This is a genomic window from Vibrio sp. V03_P4A6T147, assembly GCF_002241085.1.
GTDB classification, from domain to species: domain Bacteria; phylum Pseudomonadota; class Gammaproteobacteria; order Enterobacterales; family Vibrionaceae; genus Vibrio; species Vibrio anguillarum.
Genome location: NZ_NDIO01000117.1, coordinates 1 through 15,505, shown reverse-complemented (window position 1 = coordinate 15,505; position 15,505 = coordinate 1). Strand labels below are relative to the sequence as shown.

At 46.0% G+C, this 15,505-nt stretch carries 13 protein-coding genes; 8 read left to right on the top strand and 5 right to left on the bottom strand.

What is annotated here, in order from left to right; all coding sequences use genetic code 11:
• Positions 1-180: 180 nt before the first annotated feature.
• From B9J84_RS04650 to B9J84_RS04640, 3 genes are read right to left on the bottom strand one after another with little or no spacing between them, the layout of a single operon-like run.
• Positions 181-951, bottom strand: a complete 771-nt coding sequence (locus B9J84_RS04650) for a peptidoglycan binding protein CsiV (protein WP_094123642.1) — start codon at positions 949-951, stop codon at positions 181-183.
• A 28-nt stretch (positions 952-979) separates the two neighbouring features.
• The gene (gene mfd, locus B9J84_RS04645) at positions 980-4,441 is read right to left on the bottom strand and encodes a transcription-repair coupling factor (protein WP_094123641.1); all 3,462 of its coding nucleotides are present in this window, start codon (positions 4,439-4,441) and stop codon (positions 980-982) included.
• A gap of 8 nt (positions 4,442-4,449) precedes the next feature.
• On the bottom strand, positions 4,450-5,019 hold the full coding sequence (locus tag B9J84_RS04640) for a hypothetical protein (RefSeq protein ID WP_017048079.1): 570 nt from the start codon (positions 5,017-5,019) through the stop codon (positions 4,450-4,452).
• Positions 5,020-5,184: 165 nt separating this feature from the next.
• Between B9J84_RS04640 and lolC the strand changes: the two genes are divergently transcribed.
• From lolC to lolE, 3 genes are read left to right on the top strand one after another with little or no spacing between them, the layout of a single operon-like run.
• Positions 5,185-6,393, top strand: a complete 1,209-nt coding sequence (gene lolC, locus B9J84_RS04635; protein ID WP_094123640.1) for a lipoprotein-releasing ABC transporter permease subunit LolC — start codon at positions 5,185-5,187, stop codon at positions 6,391-6,393.
• Entirely contained in the window at positions 6,386-7,072 is a 687-nt protein-coding gene (gene lolD / locus B9J84_RS04630; RefSeq protein ID WP_064625563.1) for a lipoprotein-releasing ABC transporter ATP-binding protein LolD, read from the top strand. Before lolC ends, lolD begins: the two co-directional genes overlap by 8 nt.
• Positions 7,073-8,317: a lipoprotein-releasing ABC transporter permease subunit LolE gene (gene lolE / locus B9J84_RS04625; RefSeq protein WP_094123639.1), complete on the top strand. Its 1,245-nt coding sequence runs from the start codon at positions 7,073-7,075 to the stop codon at positions 8,315-8,317. It begins immediately after the preceding gene.
• Between the two features lie 138 nt (positions 8,318-8,455).
• Here the strand turns inward: lolE and B9J84_RS04620 are convergent, their stop codons facing one another.
• Positions 8,456-8,965 carry a DUF2062 domain-containing protein gene (locus tag B9J84_RS04620; protein ID WP_010319231.1) on the bottom strand — a complete coding sequence of 170 codons (510 nt, stop codon included), beginning with the start codon at positions 8,963-8,965 and terminating at the stop codon, positions 8,456-8,458.
• Positions 8,966-8,971: 6 nt separating this feature from the next.
• Between B9J84_RS04620 and B9J84_RS04615 the strand changes: the two genes are divergently transcribed.
• The 5 genes from B9J84_RS04615 to kdsB are packed head-to-tail and all read left to right on the top strand — an operon-like array spanning position 8,972 to position 14,922.
• Complete coding sequence (locus B9J84_RS04615; protein ID WP_094123638.1) at positions 8,972-11,215, top strand: DNA internalization-related competence protein ComEC/Rec2; 2,244 nt, start codon at positions 8,972-8,974, stop codon at positions 11,213-11,215.
• A 32-nt stretch (positions 11,216-11,247) separates the two neighbouring features.
• The gene (gene msbA, locus B9J84_RS04610) at positions 11,248-12,999 is read left to right on the top strand and encodes a lipid A ABC transporter ATP-binding protein/permease MsbA (RefSeq protein WP_094123637.1); all 1,752 of its coding nucleotides are present in this window, start codon (positions 11,248-11,250) and stop codon (positions 12,997-12,999) included.
• A 3-nt stretch (positions 13,000-13,002) separates the two neighbouring features.
• Positions 13,003-14,010: a tetraacyldisaccharide 4'-kinase gene (lpxK, locus tag B9J84_RS04605; RefSeq protein WP_094123636.1), complete on the top strand. Its 1,008-nt coding sequence runs from the start codon at positions 13,003-13,005 to the stop codon at positions 14,008-14,010.
• Positions 13,991-14,170 (top strand): Trm112 family protein, encoded by a 180-nt coding sequence (locus tag B9J84_RS04600; protein WP_013856535.1) that lies wholly within the window; start codon positions 13,991-13,993, stop codon positions 14,168-14,170. Before lpxK ends, B9J84_RS04600 begins: the two co-directional genes overlap by 20 nt.
• Positions 14,170-14,922 carry a 3-deoxy-manno-octulosonate cytidylyltransferase gene (gene kdsB, locus B9J84_RS04595; RefSeq protein WP_013856536.1) on the top strand — a complete coding sequence of 251 codons (753 nt, stop codon included), beginning with the start codon at positions 14,170-14,172 and terminating at the stop codon, positions 14,920-14,922. The genes B9J84_RS04600 and kdsB overlap by 1 nt, the downstream gene beginning before the upstream one ends.
• Before the next feature lie 42 nt (positions 14,923-14,964).
• On the opposite strand, the gene B9J84_RS04590 is transcribed toward kdsB, so the two are convergent.
• The gene (locus B9J84_RS04590) at positions 14,965-15,483 is read right to left on the bottom strand and encodes a cytochrome b (RefSeq protein ID WP_017045183.1); all 519 of its coding nucleotides are present in this window, start codon (positions 15,481-15,483) and stop codon (positions 14,965-14,967) included.
• Positions 15,484-15,505: the final 22 nt, after the last annotated feature.

The window sequence follows — 15,505 nt, the reverse complement described above, 5'->3', positions numbered from 1 at the left end:
ATGAAACGCTCATTAGTGAAATACATTACCAGTTTAACTTTTAGAAGATCACGTACCCAAACCATTGGAATGGCTAATAACAGAATAGCTCTAACCCTTAAGGATATAAAATCAGCGATCTAAACTGTATGAGAGATGAATAAAAGAAGAAACGCCCAGGCAAGGGCGCTTTGTTAGGCTTTATTCTGCAACGCGGCGAACTTGAATGATCATTCCCATTAATGGATGGTCTAGATAGTGGGTTTCGTTGCTGCGCATACGGCGTTTTTGGTCCATCCGATAGCTCTTTAAAAACTCTTCCTTTTCCACTGTTGGAGAGATGGCTTCTAGGTTTCCAAGTTGAACCTCGGCATTTTGCTCTTCAGGTGTAATGTCTAACTCCAATGGTTTACTTTGGAGCATGATTTCTCGCACACTCGGGGCTTTAAGGTCGAGCGTGGTTTCAGCATAAAGATAGTGCTGCACATAGATTTGCAATTTACCGTCGAGTTCGTAAAGGGGACTCGCGATGTTTTGTTCTAGCACACCGTTTACTGGCGATTCTTCTAGTACGGCTACTTTTTCACTGCCGTCAGTATTGAATTTAGCGGAGTAATCTTTACCCGCTTGAATATGGAAAATCGGTGCGGAAGCTCTGCCTTGATCGCCTTGACGCCAAGCCGTATGCAATAGCACTTCAAAGCCGGCGTGGTTTTTCAGTTTTTGTGCTTGATCGTTAAGTTGGTAGTCGGAAAAAGGCAGCATTTTCACGCCTTTTTCTTGGCGATAGTTTAAGTCACTAAAACTGCCCGCGCGTTGAATATTGATTTCAGGCAATGAGTTAGGCCACGACTCACTGACCTTCTCTGCATCAATTGCACGCTTAAAAATGATCACTTCTATGTCAAATTGCCGTTGTGCCAGACTTGGCATCGAAATAAGCAAAAGTAGGAGTGGGATCAGTTTTTTCATTATGGCTCCATCATTTTTTGTGCGTAATTTATGCTCTAGGCATCAGGTTTTGTTGGAATTCGCTGAGCATACTCGACACAAATTGAATTCGTTCACGTCTATCAGCTAATGGTACAGCAAACTTAAACTTAGTTGGCCCTTCCATTGCAAATTTTTTCGGTTGTGATTGCAGAAGTCTAACCAAAAAGACGGGGTTAATGTCAGCATCTGGATAGAACTCAATGTAGCCGCCTTTTTCATGCGCTTCGATTTTCTTCACTTTTATACGTGCAGCATCAATTTTTACTTCAGCAACGCCGAGTAAGTTATTTGCAGCATCAGGTAATTTACCAAAGCGATCAATCAACTCGACTTTGAGCTCGGCGAGCTCATCTCGGCTAGCGACACTCGCTATCTGTTTATACATGGAGAGGCGAGTATTTACATCAGGAATGTAATCATCGGGTAATAGCGCAGGCAAACGCATTTCTACTTCGGTTTGTTCACGAAGCAAATCGTCAAGAGAAGGTTCTCTGCCATTTTTTAATGCTTCAACCGCTTGCTCTAGCATCTCCATATAGAGAGTAAAACCAATCGATTGGATCTGACCGCTCTGTTCATCGCCCAATAATTCACCCGCTCCACGGATTTCTAAATCGTGCGTTGCTAGAGTAAAACCGGCTCCAAGATCTTCAAGAGATGCAATCGCTTCTAAACGTTTCACGGCATCTTTAGTGATGGCTTTAGGATGTGGAGTGAGTAAGTAAGCATAAGCTTGATGGTGAGAACGTCCTACTCGGCCACGAAGTTGGTGTAGCTGCGCTAAGCCAAGGTTATCTGCTCGGTCCATAATGATGGTGTTCGCGGTCGGGACATCAATCCCTGTTTCGATGATGGTTGTGCAAACCAATACATTGAATCGTTGGTGATAAAAGTCGTTCATCACTTTTTCCAGCTCACGTTCACGCATTTGTCCATGGGCGACGGTAATTCGAGCTTCAGGGACCAGCTTTTCTAAATCGGCGGCCACTTTGTCGATAGTTTCTACTTGGTTATGTAGAAAATAAACCTGTCCACCGCGCATGATTTCACGTAATACGGCCTCTCGAATCGTATTGTCATCATGTTGGCGTACAAAGGTTTTGATGGCTAATCGTCGTGCGGGTGGTGTGGCGATAATCGATAGATCGCGCATTCCGCTCATCGCCATGTTTAACGTGCGCGGAATCGGCGTTGCCGTTAGCGTGAGAATATCCACATCAGCACGCATCGCTTTTACTTTTTCTTTTTGGCGTACGCCAAAACGGTGTTCTTCATCAACGATCAAAAGACCAAGATCGCTAAATTTTAGCTCGCTGGAAAGCAGTTTATGCGTGCCAACCAAAATGTCGACTTTGCCGTCGGCGACATCTTGTAGAATCTGCTTTTGCTCTTTCGCTGATTTGAAGCGTGATAAAACTTCGACACGGATCGGCAGGTTAGCAAATCGGTCTCGAAAGTTTTCAAAATGCTGCTGCGCGAGTAAGGTTGTCGGCACTAATACGGCCACTTGTTTATTGTTGTCGGTGCAAACAAAGGCGGCGCGCATGGCGACTTCTGTTTTGCCAAATCCAACGTCACCACACACTAATCGGTCCATCGCTTTTTTCTGACACATGTCCGATAGCACAGCGTTGATAGCTGTATTTTGATCATCGGTTTCTTCAAATGGGAAACCTGCTTTAAAGGTCGCGTATTGGCCACGATCCAGAGCGAACTTATAGCCTGGTTTGAGCTCTCGCTTGGCGTAAACATCCAGCAGTTCCGCAGCAACATCACGGACTTTTTCGGCCGCTTTTCGTCGTGCTTTGGTCCATGCTTCACCCCCGAGTTTATGCAATGGTGCGCTTTCTTCCGCGCCGCCAGAGTAACGACTAATGAGATTCAATGAAGCGACAGGGACATAAAGTTTGGCTTCGTTTTGATACTCAAGGGTGACGTATTCGGTCATCATGCCACCCGCTTCAAGCGTCTGTAACCCGAGATAACGGCCGATACCATGATCAATATGAACAACGGGTTGCCCTGGTTTGAGTTCGGCTAAGTTACGAATGACAGCGTCACTATTGGTGACTTTACGATCTTTCTTACGGCGAAGAATGACACGGTCACCGAGTAAATCACTTTCGCAGATGAACGCTAAGTTGGCATTGTTATCAATAAAGCCGTGCTCAGATGCCCCTAATACGAGACATTGTTTTTCTTTTGCTTTGCACGCTTGCTGGAAGGTTTCTTTTTCGATAGGGCGTAGTTTTACGCGTTGCAATAGCTCTAGTAATGCTTCGCGACGGCCTTCTGATTCGACGGAAAAAATGATTTTCCCAGTGAAACTCTCACTAAATTGCCGGATGGCGGCTAAAGGCTCTTTATTTTGATGCATGACCGCCAAGTCGGGTAATGCACTGACCGCTAAATTGATCCGCCCTTGCTTTTCTGAAATCGGTTCCACATTGAGTTGTATCTGAGCCACGTTTTTGAAAAGACTGAAAAGCTCATCTTTTTTAAGCCACAATTCATGAGGTGGCAGCAACGGGCGAAGAGGGTCAACTTTACGCTGCTGGTAACGATATTCGACGTCGGTTAAAAACTGGTCAATCGCTGTTTCGATATTTCCTACGACAATTAGTTGGCTTTCTGGCGCGATATAATCGAACAAAGTTTCGGTGTGTTCAAAAAATAGTGGTTGCCAGTATTCAATACCGGCTGGCCAAATCCCCTTTGAGACTTGCATATAGACAGATTCTGGTTCACGACGCGCTTCAAATCGTTGACGCCAGCGGGTGCGAAAATCTTCAATTGCACTTTCTGTGGTGGGAAATTCATGAGCAGGTAGTAAGCGTATCTCACTGATCTCTTCAATTGAGCGTTGATTCTCAGGATCGAAGGTGCGTATGGTGTCGATTTCATCATCAAAAAAATCAATGCGATAAGGATCGCTGCTGCCCATTGGAAATAAATCAAGAATCGAACCTCGGCTGGCGTACTCGCCTGGGCCAAACACTTGATCAACATGACGATAGCCCGATTTTTCCAGCTGAAGACGCAGTTTATCTAAGGAAAACTGATCGCCAGTTTTAACCATCAGGGTATGCTGTAGCAGAAATTCTCGCGGCGTCTGACGCTGCAATATGGTGCTCACTGGCACAATAGTAATGCCTGTTTTTAAGCTCGGTAATTGATATAGGCGCGCGATGCGATCAGAAATGATCTCTTGATGAGGCGAAAAACTATCATAAGGCAAAGTTTCCCAATCAGGAAACAGCGCCACTTCGGCGTCACTAAACTGCTCAATTTCGTGCTGCAGCTTTAAGGCGGTTTGAGGATCAGGTACAGCCAGTAAAGTGTGGCTATTATGCTGGTTGGCCAGCTCTGCAATTGCCAACGCAAGGCTTGCACCACGTAGGTTACCAATGTGTTTTTTGTCGCCCGCGCCAGCAGGTTTAATCAGAGTCAGTAAAGAGTGTGTAGTCATGAGAACGCTTATGGTTTATTTCGGTCTAAAGAGCGTTGACGCAGCAATTTTTGCTGCTGGTACAGTGCGGCTTTAATCAAGAGATCTTGGTCAGTATCTCGCAGTAAATCGTATTTCATCGTGATGAGATAGTGTTGCTCGTCCGCTTGGCAATCAATCACCGAACTATAGCAATAAATAGCGGCTGCAGGGTGGTCCAAAAACAGTTTACAGCGGGCTTGGGTACCAATCTCTAGTGCGTTTGGATAACGAAGAGAGAAGCGACTGGCACCAAATGTGCTGGTGATGAAGCGTGAATGTGGCTCATCTTGCTGTGATAACATAAAGGTCAGCAACAAATTCAATTTCGAATTTTGAGTATCAAGTAACTGAACGACGTGCTTGAAATCACTATTTTTCAGTTCTAGTCGTGCACTTTCGGTGAGTGCATCCAACTGGCTAAACTCACTGGCCACAATAAATGGGGCAGGGATCTCCGCTTCAAATATTGATTGGGAAGGTAGCATAAATGTGCTGTCTAAAAGTTCAATATTGGTTGTCAGTCCATAGTGAACCGTAAAAAATTCTTGCTCGGTCATAAAGGCATCCTTCTCATCGCTTTGTTGATTATCGTCATACCGGCGAACTAATCAAGGTATGTCCTTGTTATCGAGTCTATTTAACCGATTTTTGGCAAATTAAAGCTACAACCTTCCACCGTTTCTCGTTACAGTACTGAGCATCACTTTTAGGCGGTTTTTCTTATGTTTCATCCTATTTCGGCGTTCATTGGCTTGCGTTATTTACGTGGGCGATCCGGTGATAGATTCAGTCGATTTGTCTCTTATATGTCTACGGCGGGGATAACCATTGGCGTGATGTCACTGGTGACGGTGCTTTCGGTCATGAATGGTTTTGAATCCCAGCTCAAAAATAGAATTTTAGGTGTGCTGCCTCAGGCCGTAGTTTCGCAAAACGGAGATCGCACTTTGCTCACGCAAGATGTGCCTCAATTCATTAGCCAGCTCTCTAGCGCAAGAGCGGCTGAACCGATTGTGCGCAGTGAAGCTGTGGTTCAAAGCTCATCACAACTGGCTGCAGGTTTGCTGGTGGGAATTGAACCTAATCAAAATGATCCGATTTCGGCGCACTTGATTGCGGGTCAAGTGAGTGCGCTCAAGCCGGGCGAATATCAACTGTTCCTTGGCCATTCACTGGCGCGGGCGCTTAACGTGACAATTGGCGATAAAGTGCGTTTGATGGTTACTTCAGCTAGCCAATTTACACCCTTAGGTCGTATTCCTGCGCAGCGTAATTTTACAGTCGCAGGCATCTTCAATACGGGGTCTGATGTGGATGGACAGCTGATGCTGACGCACATCAAAGATGCAGCGCGATTGCTTCGTTTACCATCAAATACTGTGTCGGGATGGCGGCTCTTTTTTGATGATCCTTTTGTGGTCGCAGACCTAGCTAGCGCACCTTTGCCTGAGGGGTGGCAATGGAGTGACTGGCGAGATCAGCGTGGCGAGTTGTTCCAAGCTGTTCGCATGGAAAAAAATATGATGGGTTTGATGCTTGGGTTGATTGTTGGCGTGGCGGCTTTCAATATCATTTCCGCGTTGATCATGGTGGTGATGGAAAAACAAGCTGAGGTCGCGATTTTGAAAACACAAGGCATGACAGATCAACAAGTACTGGCCATTTTTATGGTTCAAGGCGCGAGTAGTGGAGTGATTGGTGCGCTTGTCGGTGGTGTGTTAGGCGTATTGCTTGCCAATAACCTCAATGGATTATTAGAAAACATGGGGGTCGCGCTGTTCTCTGTGGGGGGAACGCTGCCTGTAGTAGTTAACCCCATGCAAATTATGTTGGTGGTGATAGCGGCCATCACGCTCAGTTTATTCGCGACACTGTTTCCTTCCTACCGCGCGTCATCCGTAAAACCTGCCGAGGCTTTAAGATATGAATAACCTTTTACAATGCCATAACGTATGCAAAACCTACCAAGAAGGGGAGCTACGGACTCAAGTGCTAAAAGGCGTCAGTTTTGGCATTCAAGCGGGGGAGTTAGTCTCAATTATTGGGACTTCTGGATCTGGGAAAAGTACGTTATTACACATTCTGGGTGCACTGGATGAGGCAACCGAAGGTTCAGTGTCATTTTTAGGTCAGGATTTATCGAGCTTAAGCTCCAATAAACAAGCGAACATTCGCAATCAACATTTGGGTTTTGTGTACCAGTTCCACCATTTATTAGCCGATTTCACCGCTCTTGAGAATGTGGCCATGCCGTTGCTTATTGGTGGCCAAAAAGCATCGCGTGCTAAACAGGCCGCGCAAGCACTGTTAGAAAAAGTGGGGTTGGGACATCGTTTATCTCATCGACCCTCTGAGCTCTCTGGTGGAGAGCGGCAGCGGGTAGCGATTGCGCGAGCGCTGGTCAATCAACCCGATTTGGTGTTAGCCGATGAGCCTACGGGCAACCTTGATCACAAAACGGCGCTGGCGATTTATGATTTGATGCGTCAAATGAATCAAGAGTTTGGCACGGCATTTTTAGTGGTAACGCATGATAGCGAACTTGCTGCAAAAATGGACAGACAGATGCACATGCAAGATGGTTTGCTGATTAATGTGGAGGCACCGTAGATGTTCACCTCGCTCTCTTTAGTGATTGGTCGGCGTTTTAGCCTGGCAAAGCAGCGTAATAAAATGGTGTCGTTTATCTCGCTCTCTTCCATTATCGGTATCGCCGTGGGCGTTGCGGTGATCATCGTGGGCCTGTCGGCGATGAATGGTTTTGAGAGAGAGCTGCAGAATCGCGTGTTATCTGTCATTGCACACGGAGAGTTTGAAGGGGTTCAACAACCCATCGCAAACTGGTCGTCATTAGTCAAGCAAGCCGTGCAGCATCCAAAAGTGGAAGCGGCCGCTCCTTATGTAAAATTGACGGCGCTGGCAGAGAAAGGCGCGCAACTGAAAGCGATTGAGGTGCGCGGAATTGATCCGCAAATGGAGCGCGCCGTGTCGCGTTTATCTCAATTTGTCTCTTCCGATGCATGGCAAGGTTTTGTCGCAGGTCAGCAACAGGTCATTTTAGGCAAAGGAGTGGCGGATAAATTGGGCGCGGCAGTCGGTGACTATGTCACTTTGATGATCCCCTCTACGAATGAGAGCGCTAAAGTTCAAGCGCCAAAGCGCGTGCGCGTCAAGGTCTCAGGGCTTTTGGAGCTCAATGGCCAAATTGACCACAGCCTTGCGTTAGTGCCATTGGCAGATGCACAAGCTTACGCCAAATTAGGAGAGCGAGTGACGGGCGTTGCTATCAAGGTCTCAGAGGTATTAAATGCAACTCAAATTGTAAGAGAGGTCGGCAATACGCTTGATCAATACGTCTATCTACGCAGTTGGCAGCAAAAATTTGGCTTTTTGTACCGTGATATTCAGCTGGTCAGAACCATTATGTATTTGGTGATGGTGCTGGTGATTGGTGTGGCGAGCTTCAACATCGTTTCAACACTTATGATGGCGGTCAAAGATCGTGCGGCTGAAATCGCCATTTTGCGCACTATGGGCGCGACCGATGGATTAGTGAAACGAATTTTTGTCTGGCAGGGTGTTTTCTCTGGTGTATTAGGCAGTGTGATAGGTGGCGTGTTAGGTGTGTTGATTGCGTGGAATTTAACAGCGTTAATCAAAGGATTAGAACGATTAGTCGGCCATCAGTTTTTGTCTGGTGATATCTATTTTGTCGACTTTTTGCCATCACAAGTGAACCTATCGGATGTGGTGCTTGTCTCTTCCACGGCGATTGTGTTGAGCCTACTAGCTACTTGGTATCCGGCCTCTCGGGCCAGTCAACTGAACCCGGCGTCTGTGCTTAGCGCTAAATAATCTCAACTCGGATTCTTTTCGTTCATCAGCATTGAGCTATTTTTAGCAAACAAAAAGGACCACTTGGTCCTTTTTCAACATCATGCGACATCGTTTTACATGCTCAGTTGTATAACCAGTCTCAATCTCTTGAAGCTTTTATCTCGCTTGGCGCTTTTGCCAGCTTCTTACGACAGAATAGCGCCATAAACCGTGAATGCCGAAGTAGCCGATTATGGCGGATATCACTCCGCACATCATGCACCCCAAAAGGAATGGCGGACCAATGGTACTCATTTGTTGCATGATAAAATGCCAAGAGAGTTCAAAGTGAAATGGTTGTGGTGGTGTTTGCATTACCCATGCGCCAAGCTTGTAGGCGAAGTAGAACAGCACTGGCATGGTGATGGGGTTGCTAATCCAGACCAAGGCTACAGAGAGCGGTAAATTGACGCCGCACATAATGGCAAGGCCAGCGGACATGATCATTTGACTTGGAAGTGGAACAAAAGCCATGAACAAACCTACGGCGAAGGCGCCCGCTGCTGAGCGGCGGTTCAAACACCATAAATTGGGGTTGTACAGCACATTGCCAAAAATTTTTAATGCCTTCTGACGCTTAATCACTTCATGGTTAGGCATAAAACGTTTGATGAACTTTCTTGGCATCGTGACATGACTCTCTTATCTAATTACTGGACCCTAGCTTCGTTTTCGCTAACCGCCATTTCTGCTTCTTATTGGCCTTGGATGCCAGATTGGAAATGGATTCTGCCTCTATTCGCCATTCTTATACTCTCTGTCGGTTATAGAAAACTGCGCTTTCTCTCAGGAGTAACAATGGCTTTAATGGTCATTGTGATCAGCGGGAACTTATTACGTGAGCAGTCCAACACTATTTTTCAGACAGGTTCGAATATTACCATAAACGGGCAGGTTAACAGCTTTTTTAGACAAATTACTCATGGTTATGAAGGAACAATTTCGATTCGATCAATCAATGGTCAAACCTTAGGCATTTTTTTGCGGCCCAAGGTGCGATTAATTGCTCCTTTACCGTTGAAGTATGGTGACGTGGCTGAATTCTCCATCACAGTAAAACCTATCTTTGGTCGGTTAAATGAGACCGGGTTTGATGCAGAGGCGTACTCTTTGAGCCAAGGTATTGTGGCTCGTGCAACGGTTAATAATGGACAGTCTTATCGCATTGAATCATTACCAGAATGGCGAGCACAATGGTACCAGAAGATCAAAACCTGGCTCGCTGATGATCCCAATCTTGGTATTTTAATGGCGCTTACGTTTGGTGAGCGCAGTGATATTTCAACGGCACAGTGGCAAGCATTACGAGACAGTGGGCTGATTCATTTGGTCGCCATTTCTGGTCTGCACATTGGCATCGCGTTTGGTTTTGGTTATAGCCTTGGGCTCGTATTGATGCGTTTGCATCATCGCATGGGGTGGTCGCCATTCGTCGTAGGAAGCTTGTGCGCACTAGGCTATGCTTGGTTGGCTGGCTTTACCTTGCCCACTCAACGCGCGCTCATCATGTGTTTGCTCAATGTGGCGATGATTGTCCTCAATGTCCGTATCAATACGTTGCAGCGACTGCTTATGACGTTATCGGCGGTGCTGCTTATCGATCCTTTTGCTGCGTTATCCAGTAGCTTTTGGATGTCCTTTATTGCTGTCTCAGTGGTGTTCTACCAACTTTCTCTACCTCAAACTCAGCGATTTTTTTTATGGCGTTTATTGACGATGCAGATTGGGTTAGTGCTGTGTATGCTTCCGGTAACTGCTTATTTTTTCGGTGGAGTCAGTACCAGTGCGGCGCTCTATAACTTAGTGTTTATTCCTTGGTTCAGTTTTGTGGTGGTTCCGGCGATCTTTGTGGCTTTAGTGTGTACGGTTTTGACTTTTGATGGCGCACCTATGGTGTGGCATTGGGTGGCCAAATTACTCATTCCAGTTGATTGGTCAATACATTATTCAAGCCTCAGTTGGTTTCCTATTTCTGGGGCTGTTTTGGCTCTGTTGAGCAGTGCTCTGTTGCTGTTTGTGTTTTCACCGTTGATCTCGCGTTTTGCACTTGCGGTTTACAGCCTTATTGTGATGGTTTCTTGGCTCACCATTCCGATAAAAACAGGTTGGCGGATTGATGTGTTAGATGTTGGGCATGGGTTGGCAGTGTTGATCGAAAAAGAAGGACGCTATGTACTTTATGATACTGGTGCAAGTTGGCAAGGCGGTGATCACATCCAGGCAACAGTTGCCCCCGTGTTAAACAAACGGGGAGCTACGCAATTAGACGGGTTGATTTTGAGTCACTTGGATAACGACCATGCAGGTGGAAGAGCGGAAGTTGAGCGTGTTTGGCAGCCCAAATGGAAACGTGCTAGTCAAACGATAGCGGGTTACCAACCTTGTATTGCTGGTGAACAATGGCAGTGGCAACAACTCTCTTTTGATGTTATCTGGCCACCAAAAACTGTAGCGCGGGCTTACAATCCTCACTCTTGCGTGATTCGAATCTTTGACCAAAATACCGGTTTTTCAGTGCTTTTACCCGGGGATGTGGATGCTATGAGTGAGTGGTTACTTGCGCGAACAGAGCAATCCTTACAAAGTCATATCCTGCTTGTACCACACCACGGTAGTAGGACATCTTCTACTGTTGCTTTGATTAGTAAGGTGAACCCTGAAGTCGCTATTGCCTCGCTCGCCAAAGGCGGACGCTGGCAATTACCTTCCGCACAGGTTGTTCAACGCTACCAACAACATGGAGCAAACTGGTTGGATACGGGTGAAGCAGGGCAAATTAGCGTTATTTTTGGCATGCAGAATTATCAAGTTAGCAGCTTGCGTATCTCTCGCTCTCAGGCTTGGTATAGGCAGATGCTCCGTAACGAGGTAGAATGAGCGCAATATTTTCTTAAAAACAAAGCATTTCTATGTCACTCAATACTGACGAAACCACTTGGCAAACCTTCAAACGCCTGTGGACCTATATCCGCCTATATAAATCTGGCCTAGCAGTTGCGGTTGTCGCATTGATTATCAATGCGGTCTCTGACACCTATATGGTGTCGTTACTTAAGCCTCTTCTAGATGAAGGATTTGGTAATGCGGAATCCGATTTTTTGCGAGTGCTGCCTTTTATTATTTTGGGGATGATGGCGCTACGTGGTTTAAGTGGCTTTGTCTCCTCGTACTGCTTGAGCTGGGTTTCTGGCAATGTTGTGATGTTGATGCGTCGAAAAATCTTCAATCAATTCATGCACATGCCTGTCAGTTTTTTTGATAGAGAATCAACGGGTGGTCTGTTATCACGCATCACCTATGATTCAGAGCAAGTGGCTGGGGCGACCAGTCGTGCATTGGTCAGCATTGTTCGCGAAGGTGCGAGTATCATCGGCCTATTGACCTTGATGTTTTGGAATAGCTGGCAGTTATCTTTGGTATTAATCGTGGTTGCGCCAGTGGTTGCGATGGGGATTGGTATTGTCTCTAAACGTTTTCGCAAGATCTCAAAAGGGATGCAGACCACCATGGGTGATGTGACCTCTTCAGCAGAGCAGATGCTAAAAGGGCACAAAGTCGTGCTGAGCTATGGTGGACAAGACGTAGAGCGTAAACGTTTTGACCATGTCAGCAATCAAATGCGTCAACAAACAATGAAGCTGGTTGCGGCGCAGTCCACTGCTGACCCTATTATTCAAATGATTGCTTCTTTAGCACTTGTCACTGTGCTGTTTTTAGCCAGCGTTGATTCTATTCGTGCTGAATTAACACCAGGTACTTTTACGGTGGTGTTCTCGGCAATGTTTGGCTTGATGCGGCCACTGCTGAAAGCGTTAACGAGTGTTACCTCCGATTTTCAACGTGGTATGGCGGCCAGCCAAACATTATTTGAGCTGATTGATTTAGAAACCGAGCGCGACACTGGCCAGTTTGAAACGAAAAAAGTACGTGGTGACGTTAGAGTTCAGGATGTGACCTTTACTTATCAAGGTAAAGAAAAACCAGCGCTGTCTCATGTGAGCTTTGAGATTCCTCAAGGTAAAACGGTCGCGCTTGTTGGGCGTTCCGGCTCAGGGAAAAGTACTATCGCGAGCCTCTTGACTCGTTTTTATGATGTCGATTCAGGTGCTATCTATCTAGATGATCATGATATTCGCGATTATAAACTGAAGAACTTGCGCACCCACTTTGCGCTGGTTTCGCAAAATGTTCACCTCTTCAACGATACCATTGCCAATAATATTGCTTACGCGGCAGAAAATGAGTATACGCGTGAGCAAATTGAGCACGCGGCTAGGCTTGCTCATGCCATGGAGTTTATCAATAACATGCCTGATGGCTTGGATACCATGATTGGTGAGAATGGAGCCAGTTTATCGGGTGGTCAACGTCAACGAGTAGCGATTGCACGAGCGTTATTACGTGATGCACCCGTACTTATCCTAGATGAGGCGACTTCTGCGTTGGATACAGAATCTGAGAGAGCGATTCAATCAGCACTTGAAGAGCTACAAAAGAATAAAACGGTATTGGTCATTGCGCACCGCTTGTCGACGATTGAAGAAGCCGATGAAATTCTAGTGGTCGATGAGGGTGAAATTATCGAACGTGGTCATCATGCTCAGTTAATTGCACAGGATGGGGCGTATGCCCAACTACATCGAATTCAATTTGGTGACTAATCAGTGATTGAAAAAATCTGGTTCGGACATCACCCAGCGTGTTTTTTGTTGTGGCCACTGTTGTGGCCACTGAGTGTCTTGTTTCTGTTGGTCAGTCAAGCACGTAAGCGAGCATTCCAAGCGAACAAAAAAGAGCGCTATAAGGCTCCCGTTCCTGTGGTGGTGGTGGGTAATATTACGGCGGGTGGTAATGGTAAAACACCGTTGGTTGTATGGTTAGTGGAAGCTTTACAAGAACAAGGTTTCAAACCAGGAGTTGTTTCGCGTGGGTATGGTGGTAAAGCTCCGATTTATCCATTAGTGCTGCAAAGTGATACGCCAACCGCTCACTGCGGTGACGAACCTAAATTGATTCACCAGCGCACGGGTGCTCCGGTTGCTGTTGCACCAAAGCGCTCACAAGCAGTGCAAGCCCTGCTTCCGTTGGGTGTTGATGTGATCATCACTGACGATGGCCTTCAGCACTATGCATTGGAGCGTGATCTCGAATTTGCAGTCGTGGACGGCGTTCGTCGCTTCGGTAATGAGCAGTTCATGCCTTTAGGTCCGTTAAGAGAGCCACTCTCTCGGTTAGCGGAAGTTGATTTTATTGTGACTAATGGCGGTCAAGCTCAATATGGCGAATTGGCTATGCACCTTTCACCTAGCTTAGCCGTGAACTTAGTGACAGGTCAGCAAGCGCCAGTGAGCCAGTTACCTGCATTAGTGGCTTTTGCTGGCATTGGTTATCCCACGCGCTTTTTCAATACATTAGAAGCTTTAGGTGCAAAGACAGTATTGACCCAAGGTTTTGCTGATCACCGAGAGTATCAATATTCAGAATTAGAGGCGCTTGCGCAACATGGAGCAAACGTCATCATGACAGAAAAAGACGCAGTGAAATGTGCGGCCTTTGCACAAGAAAACTGGTGGTATCTTCCCGTTTCTGCGCAATTTAGTTCGCCAGATGAAAGGCGTATTTTGGACAAAATAAAAGAGGTAATGGAGTCATATGGATCACCGTCTGCTTGAAATTGTAGCTTGCCCTGTATGTAAAAGTAAGTTGACTTATGATAAAGAAAATCAAGAGCTTATTTGTAAGTTAGATCGTTTGGCCTACCCAATAAAAGAAGGGATTCCTGTGTTGCTTGAGCCAGAAGCGCGCAGCATGACGATGGATGAGGGGCGATAATGGCTTTCACCGTTGTTATCCCTGCTCGTTATCAGTCAACTCGCTTACCTGGCAAACCTTTGGCTGATATCGGCGGTAAACCCATGATTCAGTGGGTTTATGAGCAAGCGTTACAATCGGGAGCTGAGCAGGTCGTTATTGCTACTGATGATGCTCGTGTTGAAGCGGCTGTCCATGCGTTTGGTGGCAATGTTTGTATGACATCATCACATCACGAGTCCGGTACTGAGCGTTTAGCCGAAGTGGTGAAATTAATGGGCATTGCCGATCACCACATTATTGTTAACGTACAAGGTGACGAGCCACTCATTCCACCGAGCATCATCAAGCAGGTCGCTAACAATTTAGCCAACAGTAGCGCGCCGATGGCGACTTTAGCGGTTGAAATTACTGATCAAGCTGAAGTGTTTAACCCTAACGCGGTTAAAGTGGTAACAGATCAAGAGGGTTACGCGCTGTATTTCAGCCGTGCGACAATTCCTTGGGATAGAGATAATTTTGCAACTGGTGGTCAAACGGTGATTCAGCCATTGCTACGTCATATTGGTATTTACGCTTATCGGGCTGGTTTCATCAATACTTATATCAACTGGCAACCCAGTGTACTTGAGAAAATTGAGTGTTTAGAGCAGCTTCGAGTACTGTGGTATGGTGAAAAAATTCACGTTGCCGTTGCTAAAGAAGCACCACCTGCAGGGGTAGATACACCAGAAGATTTAGAGTTAGTGAGAGCGATAGTAAGCCAACGTTAGCTAAAAAAGGAGCAATTATGCTCCTTTTTATCACCGAGTTAATCACGGTTTTATGCGTGCCATGACCTGATCTTTTACGATGAAGTGATGATAAAGAGCCGCTGCGATATGACCACCGATAACAGTCAATACAATCACCTGCATTACTTCACCGTGTAAAGTTTTCCCTATGTTATAAAGCCAATCACTCTTACCTATCAATGAGGGAATCGCATCGCCTGCCAGAGTTAATGTCCGACCTTTTCCTGCAAAACGAAGATAACCACTGATTGGAACAAGCAATGTAAGGAGGTAAAGGGCAGCATGCGCTCCATATAGCAGTTTCTGCATAAGGTCACTTTCATACACTGGCGCTGGTGCTGTTGTGCTTAGTTTTACGGCTAAACGAATCATCGATAATCCAAAAACAGCGACTCCAAACCATGCATGTAAGTTCAGCCATAACACTCGCATTTCGCTACCTTTATCGGAGAATGAACGAAATGAATCGCTTAAAAACAGCAATACGAACAGTAATGCTATAACCCAGTGTATAGCGATGATGATTTTGTTGTGCTTCATTAGTTAAATACCCTTATAAATA

Coding starts and splice junctions, on each gene's coding strand:
- lolE (WP_094123639.1), top strand. CDS start 7,073: ATGTTCACCTCGCTCTCTTTAGTGATTGGTCGGCGTTTTAGCCTGGCA.
- lolD (WP_064625563.1), top strand. CDS start 6,386: ATGAATAACCTTTTACAATGCCATAACGTATGCAAAACCTACCAAGAA.
- B9J84_RS04650 (WP_094123642.1), bottom strand. CDS start 951: ATGAAAAAACTGATCCCACTCCTACTTTTGCTTATTTCGATGCCAAGT.
- kdsB (WP_013856536.1), top strand. CDS start 14,170: ATGGCTTTCACCGTTGTTATCCCTGCTCGTTATCAGTCAACTCGCTTA.
- B9J84_RS04620 (WP_010319231.1), bottom strand. CDS start 8,965: ATGCCAAGAAAGTTCATCAAACGTTTTATGCCTAACCATGAAGTGATT.
- B9J84_RS04615 (WP_094123638.1), top strand. CDS start 8,972: ATGACTCTCTTATCTAATTACTGGACCCTAGCTTCGTTTTCGCTAACC.
- lolC (WP_094123640.1), top strand. CDS start 5,185: ATGTTTCATCCTATTTCGGCGTTCATTGGCTTGCGTTATTTACGTGGG.
- msbA (WP_094123637.1), top strand. CDS start 11,248: ATGTCACTCAATACTGACGAAACCACTTGGCAAACCTTCAAACGCCTG.
- B9J84_RS04600 (WP_013856535.1), top strand. CDS start 13,991: ATGGATCACCGTCTGCTTGAAATTGTAGCTTGCCCTGTATGTAAAAGT.
- B9J84_RS04590 (WP_017045183.1), bottom strand. CDS start 15,483: ATGAAGCACAACAAAATCATCATCGCTATACACTGGGTTATAGCATTA.
- B9J84_RS04640 (WP_017048079.1), bottom strand. CDS start 5,019: ATGACCGAGCAAGAATTTTTTACGGTTCACTATGGACTGACAACCAAT.
- mfd (WP_094123641.1), bottom strand. CDS start 4,441: ATGACTACACACTCTTTACTGACTCTGATTAAACCTGCTGGCGCGGGC.